At 66.0% G+C, this 9,827-nt stretch carries 9 protein-coding genes and 1 pseudogene; 6 read left to right on the forward strand and 4 right to left on the reverse strand.

The genetic code is table 11. From position 1 onward, the window contains the following. The 4 genes and pseudogenes from MBELCI_RS20555 to MBELCI_RS17175 form a co-directional block, all read right to left on the reverse strand. Positions 1-143 (reverse strand): ATP-binding cassette domain-containing protein (locus MBELCI_RS20555; protein ID WP_131505590.1); only part of this gene is annotated, 143 nt, incomplete at its 3' end. 11 nt (positions 144-154) lie between these two features. Then, positions 155-984, reverse strand: a pseudogene (locus MBELCI_RS17165) (carbohydrate ABC transporter permease). 83 nt (positions 985-1,067) lie between these two features. Continuing rightward, positions 1,068-1,940, reverse strand: coding sequence for a carbohydrate ABC transporter permease (locus MBELCI_RS17170; RefSeq protein WP_021695516.1), 873 nt, complete (start codon positions 1,938-1,940; stop codon positions 1,068-1,070). A gap of 188 nt (positions 1,941-2,128) precedes the next feature. Then, positions 2,129-3,439 carry an ABC transporter substrate-binding protein gene (locus MBELCI_RS17175; RefSeq protein WP_021695517.1) on the reverse strand — a complete coding sequence of 437 codons (1,311 nt, stop codon included), beginning with the start codon at positions 3,437-3,439 and terminating at the stop codon, positions 2,129-2,131. Between the two features lie 210 nt (positions 3,440-3,649). Between MBELCI_RS17175 and MBELCI_RS17180 the strand changes: the two genes are divergently transcribed. The 6 genes from MBELCI_RS17180 to MBELCI_RS17205 all read left to right on the forward strand — a co-directional run bounded on the left by MBELCI_RS17180 (position 3,650) and on the right by MBELCI_RS17205 (position 9,808). Next, positions 3,650-4,966: a hypothetical protein gene (locus MBELCI_RS17180; RefSeq protein ID WP_021695518.1), complete on the forward strand. Its 1,317-nt coding sequence runs from the start codon at positions 3,650-3,652 to the stop codon at positions 4,964-4,966. Then, complete coding sequence (locus MBELCI_RS20835; protein ID WP_045320426.1) at positions 4,963-5,724, forward strand: COG3904 family protein; 762 nt, start codon at positions 4,963-4,965, stop codon at positions 5,722-5,724. The genes MBELCI_RS17180 and MBELCI_RS20835 overlap by 4 nt, the downstream gene beginning before the upstream one ends. Positions 5,725-5,780: 56 nt before the next feature. Beyond that, positions 5,781-6,818, forward strand: a complete 1,038-nt coding sequence (gene alr / locus MBELCI_RS17190) for an alanine racemase (RefSeq protein ID WP_021695520.1) — start codon at positions 5,781-5,783, stop codon at positions 6,816-6,818. A 138-nt stretch (positions 6,819-6,956) separates the two neighbouring features. Further along, a complete protein-coding gene (locus MBELCI_RS17195) occupies positions 6,957-7,742 on the forward strand; it encodes a hypothetical protein (RefSeq protein WP_021695521.1) in 786 nt (261 codons plus the stop codon). 105 nt (positions 7,743-7,847) lie between these two features. Then, positions 7,848-9,239 (forward strand): DNA repair protein RadA, encoded by a 1,392-nt coding sequence (radA, locus tag MBELCI_RS17200; protein WP_021695522.1) that lies wholly within the window; start codon positions 7,848-7,850, stop codon positions 9,237-9,239. An 8-nt stretch (positions 9,240-9,247) separates the two neighbouring features. Beyond that, on the forward strand, positions 9,248-9,808 hold the full coding sequence (locus MBELCI_RS17205; protein ID WP_021695523.1) for a CvpA family protein: 561 nt from the start codon (positions 9,248-9,250) through the stop codon (positions 9,806-9,808). The last annotated feature ends 19 nt before the right edge of the window (positions 9,809-9,827 follow it).

The following is a 9,827-nucleotide window of genomic DNA, read 5'->3' on the forward strand; positions in this document are numbered from 1 at the left end:
AGCCGCAGAAGCGTGGATTTGCCGCAGCCCGAGGGGCCGACGAAGACGACGAATTCGCCGTCATTGATGGTGAGATCGAGAGGCGGGATGACCTGAACGTCGCCGAACTGCTTGGTCACCTTGTCGAGCGTGATGCGTCCCATTGGTGTCTTCCTTATTTCACTGCGCCGAAGGTGAGCCCGCGGACGAGCTGCTTCTGGCTGAACCAGCCGAGGATGAGGATCGGCGCGATGGCCATGGTCGAGGCAGCCGAGAGCTTCGCGTAGAACAGGCCCTCTGGGCTCGAATAGCTGGCGATGAAGGCGGTGAGCGGCGCGGCCTTGGCCGCCGTGAGGTTGAGCGTCCAGAACGCCTCGTTCCAGGCGAGGATGACGTTGAGGAGCAGCGTCGAGGCGATGCCCGGCACGGCCATCGGCGTCAGCACGTAGATGATCTCGTCGCGCAGGGACGCGCCGTCCATCCGCGAGGCCTCGAGGATCTCGCCCGGGATCTCCTTGAAGTAGGTGTAGAGCATCCAGACGATGATCGGCAGGTTGATCAGCGTCAGCACGATGACGAGGCCGGTCTTGGTGTCGAGCAGGCCGAAGTCCCGGAAGATCAGGTAGATCGGGATCAGCACGCCGACCGGCGGCAGCATCTTGGTCGAAAGCATCCACATCAGCACGTTCTTGGTCTGCTTGCCCGGCACGAAGGCCATCGACCAGGCGGCGGGGATCGCGATGATCAGGCCCAGCACGGTCGAGCCCAACGAGATCACGACCGAGTTCCAGAAGTGCCGGAAGTAGTTCGAGCGCTCCAGAACAGTGGAGTAGTTCTCCGTGGTCCAGTTGAAGAACAGGAACGAGGGCGGCGAGGAAATCGCCTCTGCCTCGGTCTTGAAGCTGGTGATGATGGTCCACAGGATCGGGAAGAAGATCGCGAAACCGATGATCCAGGCGAGGATGGTGTAGCCGCCTTGCGGCGGGTGGAGACGGCGCGAGCCATGTCAGACGCTCCCTGTGTTCGGCATGCGGTGCGATGGGCGGGGGTGGCGCGGGGTCAGGCCCCGCGCGGCGAAGGTGATGTGCTCAGGCATCGAGGTTCTTTCCGATCATCCGCATCAGGAAGATCGCGACGATGTTGGCGAGGATGATCGCAACCACACCGCCGGCCGAGCCGCCGCCCACATCGAAGTTCAGAAGCGAACGGGCGTAGACGAGGTAGGTCAGGTTGGTCGAAGCGACGCCCGGACCGCCATTGGTGGTCACCAGGATCTCGGCGAAGACCGACAGCAGGAAGATGGTCTGAATCAGGATCACCACGGTGATGGCGCGGCTCAGATGCGGCAGCGTGATGTACCAAAAGCGCGAGAGCGGCGAGGCCCCGTCCATTTCGGCCGCTTCCATCTGCTCGGAATCGAGCGACTGGATCGCGGTGAGCAGGATCAGCGTGGCGAAGGGCAGCCACTGCCACGACACGATGCCGATGATCGAAGCCAGAGGCGCGTGGGTAAGGAAATCGAAAGGTTGCAACCCGACTGCCTTGGAAAACTCCGCGAAGAGCCCTGAGACCGGGTTCATGAACATGTTCTTCCAGACCAGCGCCGAGACGGTGGGCATGACGAAGAAGGGCGCGATGACGAGGATGCGCACGATCCCCTGCCCCCAGATCGGTTGATCGAGCAGGATCGCCAGCAGAATGCCTCCGACCACGGTGACGATCAGGACGCCGCCCACGAGCAGCAGCGTGTTGATCAACGCGGTGAAGAAGGCCGGGTTGTTGAAGAACAGCTTGTAGTTGAGAAAGCCCACGAAGCGTTCGGTGCCCGGCATCAGCAGGTTGTACCGCAAAAGCGAGAAATACACCGTCAGGACCAGCGGCACGATCATCCAGATCAGCAGCAGTCCGACGGCGGGCGAGATCATGATCCGCGCGGCGGAGCGGGAATGTTGGGTGGCCATCGGTCTCTCCGATTGTCAGGACGGGCGGCGGCACGCAGCCCCCAGGCCCGGTCGCGCTTGGGGCGGCCGGAGGGGACGGCGGGCGGCAGCCCGTAGCGATGGTGGTGAGGGGGCGGTCGTCGTTGGGGTCGTCGAAGTAGGGTGGCGGGGCCGGCCGGGAGGGTCCGGCCCCGCCTGTCAGGCAGGGATTACTGTCCGTAACCCGCAGCCTGCATCTCCTGCGAGGTCAGATCCTGAGCCGCGCTGAGCGCCTCTTCGGCGGACATCTGACCGGCGAGTGCTGCCGACATCTGCTGACCCACCGCGGTGGCAATGCCCTGGAACTCGGGGATCGCGACGAACTGCACGCCGGTATAGGGCACGGGGTCCACGGTCGGGTTGTTCGGATCAGCCGCGTTGATGCTCTCAAGGGTCATCTGGGCGAAGGGAGCCGCGTCCAGATACTCCTGGTTTTCGTAGAGCGAGGTGCGGGTGCCCGGCGGCACGTTGGCCCAGCCTTCGTTCTCGGCGACGAGCGATGCGTACTCCTTGGAGGTCGCCCAGGCCACGAAGGTCTTGGCGGCGTCCTCGGCATCGGTGCCCGCGGGGATCGCCAGCGACCATGCCCAGAGCCAGTTGCCGCGCTTGCCCAGACCGTTGTCGGGGGCCAGAGCGAAGCCGACCTTGTCGGCCACGGTGCTGTCGTCACCGGTCACGAAAGAGGCCGCCACGGTGGCGTCGATCCACATGCCGCACTTGCCCTGCTGGAACAGTGCGAGGTTCTCGTTGAAGCCGTTGTTCGCGGAACCCGGGGGGCCGTATTCGTTCAGCAGCATCAGGTAGTCGTCGAGCGTCGCCTTCCATTCGGGGCTGTCGAACTGCGGGGTCCAGTTCTCGTCGAACCAGCGCGCGCCGTAGCTGTTGGACATGGCGGTGAGGAAGGCCATGTTCTCGCCCCAGCCGGCCTTGCCGCGCAGGCAGATACCGTAGACCTCGTTCTCCTTGTCGGTCATCGCCGCGGCGGCTTCCTTGATGAAGTCCCAAGTCGGCGCGTCGGGCATCTCGAGCCCGGCCTCTTCGATCAGGTCGCTGCGGTACATGACCATCGAGCTTTCGCCGTAGAACGGCGCGGCATAGAGCGTGCCGTCGATCGACAGACCGCCGGCGATGGCGGGCAGGATGTCGTCCGCATCGTAGTCCTCGGGGAGGTCGTCGAGGGCCACGAGCCAATCCTGCTTGGCCCAGATCGGAACCTCGTAGGTGCCGATAGTCATCACGTCGTACTGGCCACCCTTGGTGGCGATGTCGGTGGTCACGCGCTGGCGCAGCACGTTCTCTTCAAGGGTCACCCAGTCGAGTTCGATGTCGGGGTGCTGCTCCGTGAAGTCCGAAGCCAGTTCCTGCATGCGGATCATGTCACCGTTGTTAACGGTGGCGATGGTCAGCGTCTCGGCCTGCGCGATGGCAGCCATGCCGCAAAGGGCGGTGGCCCCCATGAGGGCGCGGGTAGTGTTGGTCATATCTCTCCTCCCAAAGTCCGCCAGGGCAATTGCCTAGCTGATGGGCAATTACTCACCCATCTAGTGAGTCGTGTCAAGAGGAACGCATGACGGCATTGCGCCACGCGCATGGTTAATGATTGGTAACTGGCCATGATGTGATGCCCGACAGACTTCGCTTTCCGGCATTCCGCCCCTAGACTTCAGGGACATCAGGAAGGGCCGCGACGCATGGACAAGACGACCGGAACAAGTCTTGCGGAGACGCGCGGCCTGCGCCAGTCGCGAGAAATCGAAGCGCATCTGGCATGGCTCGACAGTTTCACCGGCACCGCGCTGGGCGTGCTGTCGGTGGCCAGCGGCATCTATACCTATCTCGGCGTGTCGTCTCTGCTCGACGATACAGGCGCGCTTTCCGTCTTCGCGGCGATGGCCTATTCAATCGCCGTCTCGGTCGGCATCTTCGTCTTCTGGTCCTACATGCTGCGGCTGTTGCCGGCGGTACGCTCGGCGGCTTCGCGGATCGGGCTGATGGTATCGATGGCGCTTGGGTCGCTTGCCATCGTCGCGATGTCGTCATGGCTCAACGCCGCCGCCTTGGCGGGCGCCGCGGCAGTGGAGCAGCATCTCGCGACCACGGTGCAGGACTACCAGAACGCGTTGGAGCGGGCGAACACCATCGCCGTCTCGGCCCAAGGCCTCGGCCGCGACGTGGCGCGCGTGCGGACAAGCTTCGAGGATCTGGGCGAACAGGAGGCCTCCGGCGGGCTGTCCGGTTTCGCCGGGCGCGGTGCGGTGTTCCGCCTGCTGCGCCAGAAATCCGACGAGCTGACCGCGTTGGAGACGCAGATCGCCAGCCAGCAGCCGCTGCTGGACGCGGCCTTTGCCGAAGGCAACGCGACGCTGAGCCGGATGCGCGCACTGACCGTGGCCCCCGGTCCGGTCGAGACCCGTTCGGTCGAGTTCTCCGAGGAAGCGGTACGCCTCGCGGGCGTGATTACAACGCTGCGTCAACTCTCGGTTGCCCCCCTCGTGGCGCGAGCGGCGCGCGATCTCTCGGCCTCGGTGGTGCTGCCGCAGCTCGATGGCGGCGACGACGCGGCGCGGTCCGGCCAGCAGGCGACGATCGATTCGGTGCTCACCGTTCTGGGCCAGCGCGCCCAGACGCTCGCCTCTGCCGCCGATACAGTGATCGCCATGCCGCCGCCGCCCGACACGACCTATACGCCGATCTCCGCCGCCGACGCGGTGATCCTCTATGCGCGCAACTTCGTGCCCTCGTGGGCCGGCGCCATCGCCATCGACCTGCTGCCGGCGGTTCTCGTGCTGATCGTGTCAGTGGCGCAGGCGGCGGTGCGCTCGGGGCGCGAAGGCGTGGCTGTCGAAGAACAGATGACGCTGTCGGAGTTGCGCGGCGCCTTGCTCGCTCTGCGCGAGATCGAGGCCACGGCGCCCGCCCCTGCCGCTCCTGCCGATAGGCCACCTTCGGACGCGGCCGATCCGTCAGAGCCGCCGCGCCCGGTCGACCTCGCCCGGCCCGCCGAATGAAGGGTCCGCGCAGTTGGCTCGTCGCTGTGCTCGCCGCCGAGGTGGCGATCGGCGCGCTGCTGTTCGGCGGCGATCTCGCCCGCGCGCTGCCGCGTATCGCATGGCCCTCGACCGCGCCCGGGCTCACCGAACCGGTGCGCCCCGGTGACCAGACCCGGCAGTTCCGCCCCGACCGTCTTCCCACCCGCGACCCTGCGCGCGAGGAACCGGGCGGCAGGCCCCTGCCCGACACTGGCGACATGCCTGACAGACTGCGCATGGAACCGGTCGCCGACGGCATCAGGCTCAGGGGTCGGATAGCTCCCGGCGATGCGGTGCGGCTGACGCCCCTGCTCGACGCCGCCGATCCCCGCCCCGCCATCGCTTGGCTCGACAGCCCCGGCGGTTCGGTCGCGGACGCGCTCGAACTTGGGCGGGTGCTGCGGAACGAAGGCATCGACACCGCTCTCTCGGCCGAGGCGGTCTGCCTTTCGGCCTGTCCCTATCTGCTCGCGGGCGGTGCGGCGCGCCGGGTGGCCGAGGGCGCATGGGTCGGTGTGCACCAGCACTACTTCGACCAGAACGCCGCCCTGCCCGCCATCTTCGCGGTCGAGGACATTCAGCGCGGACAGGGTGATGTGATGGAATACCTAATCGAGATGGGCATCGATCCGGCGCTGATGCGCCACGCGCTCGTCACGCCGCCCGACGAGATCTACCTGCTCCTGCCCGAGGAACTGGAGCGCTACGGGCTGACCACGCCCGATCCCGCCGGTTGAACACCGCCCCTACACGCGCCTCTTGACGCGGCGCGTCCGCCTGTCACAAGGCGACCATGAGCACCGGCGCCCTTACGATCGACCTCGACGCGCTCGCCGCAAACTGGCGGGCGCTTGATTCCATGACCGCCTGCGAGACCGGCGCGGTCGTCAAGGCCGATGGCTACGGTCTCGGCGCGCCCCGCGTGGCCCGCAGGCTGGCGCAGGAAGGGGCGCGACGCTTCTTCGTGGCGGTGGCCGAGGAAGGCGCCGTCCTGCGCCGCGCATTGGGCCCCGAACCCGAGATCTACGTGTTCTCGGGGCATATGGAAGGCGACGGCCGCAAGCTTGCCGGTGCGGCGCTGATCCCGATGCTGAACTCGATCGAACAGCTGGCCCGGCATCTCGAATCGCTTCCCGGTCACGCCTTCGGCATCCAGCTCGACACCGGCATGAACCGGCTCGGCTTCGAATGGGCCGACTGGTCCGAAGCCGCGGGCATCGCGCTCGACCATGACCCGCTCTGGCTTACCAGCCACCTCGCCTGCGCCGACGAGCCCGATCACGGGATGAACAGCTACCAACTCGACATCTTCCGGCAGATGACCGACGGACTCGGCGTGCCGCGCTCGCTTTCGGCGACGGGCGGCATCCTGCTCGGCCCCGACTATCATTTCGACCTGACCCGTCCCGGCATCGGCCTTTACGGCGGACATCCTTTCGATGCCGCGCAGCCGGTGGTCCGGCTCGATCTGCCGGTGGTGCAGTGCCGCAACCTGATGGAGGGCGAGGTGGTGGGCTATGGCAACGCCTGGCAGGCGGAGCGCCCGAGTCGCATCGCAACCGTGTCGGGCGGATACGCCGACGGGCTGCTTCGCGCCCTTTCGGGCCGCGCCACCTTCTATCATGGCGACACGCCCTGCCCGCTCGTCGGTCGGGTGTCGATGGACCTCATCACCGTCGACATCACCGATCTGGGCACCGACCCTGATTTCCTGACCCTACTGGGTCCGGCTCAGGGCGTCGATGCGCTGGCACGGGTCGCCGGGACCATCGGCTACGAGGTCCTGACCTCACTCGGATCACGGTACACGCGGCTCGACAATTCGGGATGATCCCGCCGCGATTTGGGCGATCTGTTCGCACATAGCGACAATAGGATCACAATTTTTGGTGATCATGCGCTTTGAGGAACCGGCGGAGACCCGCCGAGGTTATGGTGGAAACTGACACATCCGTGCCGGAGACCGCCCGTGACACAGACGAACCAGACCGCTTTCGCCACCCGCGCCATGCAAATGATCGCGATGACGACGTTGGCCCTTGCTGCCACCGCCGCCGCCGCCGCCACGATCGCGGCGGCGCTGGGATACCTGCCATGGCTCGAACTCACCGCCCGATTCGGTGAGACGACGCTGCCATGGGCCGGGATGGCGCTTCAGATCTTCCTGACGGCGCTGCTGGTCACGCTGGTGTTCTTCCTGCCCTCCGCAAGCCGCGTTCTCGCGCTCGAAAACAGCCACCGCAATTTCCGCGTCTCTATGAACGACGTGGCGCGCGCCTATCATGTCGCCCACACGGCGGATCGCGCCGGTGTCTTCACCATGTCGTCCGAATTTGACGCGGTGCGCGAACGGCTGGCCTTCCTGCGCGATCATCCCGATTTGGGGCATCTCGAACACGACGTGATGGAAGTTGCGGCCCAGATGGGCGAGCAGGCGCGTGATCTGGCGGATATCTATTCGGATGAAAAGGTTTCTCGCGCCCGCAAATTCCTTGCCCAGCGTCAGGAAGACGCCGAGCGCCAACAGGAACGAATAGTCGAGGCGCTGCATGTGTGCCGCGAGATGAAGCGTTGGGCCGATCAGGTCGAGCTCGAGGAAAGCGTCGTCGCCAGCCAGCTCGCGCAGCTCGACGACCAACTGCAGGCGATGCTGCCGGAACTGGGTTTCGAGCCGCCGCGCCGAGCCGAGCCGTCGGACACCGCGATGCCCGAGGAAGCCCCCAAGGTCGTCAACATGAAGCCGGCGGCGGAATAGGCTCCGAGCGGTCAGGGCCTGCCGTCAACGCAAGGTGAACATTAATGGCCCGGCGCATCGCGCCGGGCCATTGCTCGTGGTGCCATGATCGGGGAAAAGAGCGGCATGGCCAAGGATCTCAACTATGTCTGCACCGAATGCGGCGCGACTCATTCGAAATGGTCGGGGCGCTGCGACGCCTGCGGCGCGTGGAACACCATTCAGGAAGAGGCGCCGCTTACCACCGGCCCCGGCGCAAAGGCGATCGGCGCGCATCGTGGTCGCAAGGTGACGCTGACCGACCTCGCCTCCACCCCCGAAGCGCCGCCGCGCACCATGTCCGGCGTGGCCGAACTCGACCGCGTGTTGGGCGGTGGTCTGGTGGCGGCCTCGGCGCTGCTGGTCGGCGGCGATCCCGGCATCGGCAAATCGACGCTGCTGCTGCAGGCCGCCGCGCGCTTCGGGCGCAACGGTCTCAAGGTGATCTATGTCACGGGCGAGGAATCGGCGGCGCAAGTGCAGATGCGGGCACAGCGCCTCGGGCTGACCGACAGCCCCGTGACGCTGGCCGCCGAAACCAACCTGCGCGACATCCTGACCACTCTCGACGTCGAACGCCCCGACCTCGTGATCATCGATTCGATCCAGACCATGTGGTCCGACAAGGTCGAGGCGGCCCCCGGCTCGGTCTCTCAGGTGCGCACGGCAGCACATGAGCTGACGACCTTTGCCAAGACCCGCAACATTGCCGTGATCATGGTCGGCCATGTCACCAAGGAAGGCACGCTCGCGGGCCCCCGGGTGGTCGAGCACATGGTCGATTGCGTGCTCTACTTCGAGGGCGAGCGCGGCCATCAGTTTCGCATCTTGCGCGCCCACAAGAACCGCTTCGGCCCGGCCGACGAGATCGGCGTGTTCGAGATGACCGGCAAGGGCCTCGCCGAGGTCAAGAACCCCTCGGCACTGTTTCTCTCCGAGCGCGACACAGCGACGCCGGGTTCGGTGGTCTTTGCAGGTATCGAAGGCACACGCCCGATCCTGTGCGAGATTCAGGCGCTGGTCTCCCCCGCCCAGCCCGGTCAGACGCGGCGCTCGGTCGTCGGTTGGGACGGCGGAAGGCTGGCAATGATCCTCGCGGTGCTCGAAAGCCGCTGCTGCGTCTCTTTTGCCGGGCTCGACGTCTATCTCAACGTCGCGGGCGGCCTGCGCATCGGCGAGCCCGCCGCCGATCTCGCCGTGGCGGCGGCGTTGATCAGCGCGCGCGAAGACGCCGCCCTGCCGGTCGATTGCGCGATCTTCGGCGAGATTTCTCTGTCCGGGGCGGTGCGTCCGGTGGCGCAGACGGAAAACAGGTTGAAAGAAGCTGCGAAACTTGGTTTCACGCAGGCCATCCTGCCACAGCGCCCCAAGCGCCGCGCCGGGACGGAAACGGCGGCCGGGCTGGACCTGCGCGAAATGCGCGACCTGCCGGGATTCGTCGATACGGTGTTCGGTCTGGCGCCCGGCGAACGGGAATAAGGGTTCTCATGGAAAGTTTCACGATCATCGACGGCATCGTCGCGCTCATCGTCGTGGTGTCGGCACTTCTGGCCTATTCGCGCGGTCTGGTGCGCGAGGCTCTGGCCATCGCGGGCTGGATCGGCGCGACCGTCCTCGCCTTCATCTTCGCCGATCAGGTGCGCCCGCTGGTGCGCCAGATCCCGGTAGTGGGCGATTTCATCGGCGACAGCTGCGAATTGTCGATCATCGCCGCCTTCGCGGTGGTCTTCGCCATCGCACTGGTGCTGTTCTCGATCTTCACCCCGGTCTTCTCGGGCGCGGTGCAGCGTTCCGCCTTGGGTGGCATCGATCAGGGCCTTGGTTTCCTGTTCGGCGTGGCGCGCGGCGTGCTGCTCGTGGCGGTGGGCTTCTTCGTCTACGAGGTGATCCTCTCGGCGCAGCAGATCCCGATGGTCGAGAACAGCCGCGCGGCGGCGGTATTCGGTCAGCTTACCCAAAGCTTCACCACCGAAGAGCCGCAGGCGGCGCTGGCATGGGTGACGCTGCAATACGAGCAGCTCGTCGGCCTGTGCGGCACCCCCGCCTGAGGTCGTGTCTCGAATTTGG

It is taken from the genome of Limimaricola cinnabarinus LL-001 (assembly GCF_000466965.1).
In the GTDB taxonomy this organism is placed as follows: Bacteria; Pseudomonadota; Alphaproteobacteria; order Rhodobacterales; family Rhodobacteraceae; genus Limimaricola; species Limimaricola cinnabarinus.

Excerpts from the sequence above, each read along its gene's own strand:
- MBELCI_RS17170 (WP_021695516.1), bottom strand. The coding sequence starts at position 1,940 with ATGGCCACCCAACATTCCCGCTCCGCCGCGCGGATCATGATCTCGCCC.
- MBELCI_RS17175 (WP_021695517.1), bottom strand. The coding sequence starts at position 3,439 with ATGACCAACACTACCCGCGCCCTCATGGGGGCCACCGCCCTTTGCGGC.
- MBELCI_RS17180 (WP_021695518.1), top strand. The coding sequence starts at position 3,650 with ATGGACAAGACGACCGGAACAAGTCTTGCGGAGACGCGCGGCCTGCGC.
- MBELCI_RS20835 (WP_045320426.1), top strand. The coding sequence starts at position 4,963 with ATGAAGGGTCCGCGCAGTTGGCTCGTCGCTGTGCTCGCCGCCGAGGTG.
- alr (WP_021695520.1), top strand. The coding sequence starts at position 5,781 with ATGAGCACCGGCGCCCTTACGATCGACCTCGACGCGCTCGCCGCAAAC.
- radA (WP_021695522.1), top strand. The coding sequence starts at position 7,848 with ATGGCCAAGGATCTCAACTATGTCTGCACCGAATGCGGCGCGACTCAT.
- MBELCI_RS17205 (WP_021695523.1), top strand. The coding sequence starts at position 9,248 with ATGGAAAGTTTCACGATCATCGACGGCATCGTCGCGCTCATCGTCGTG.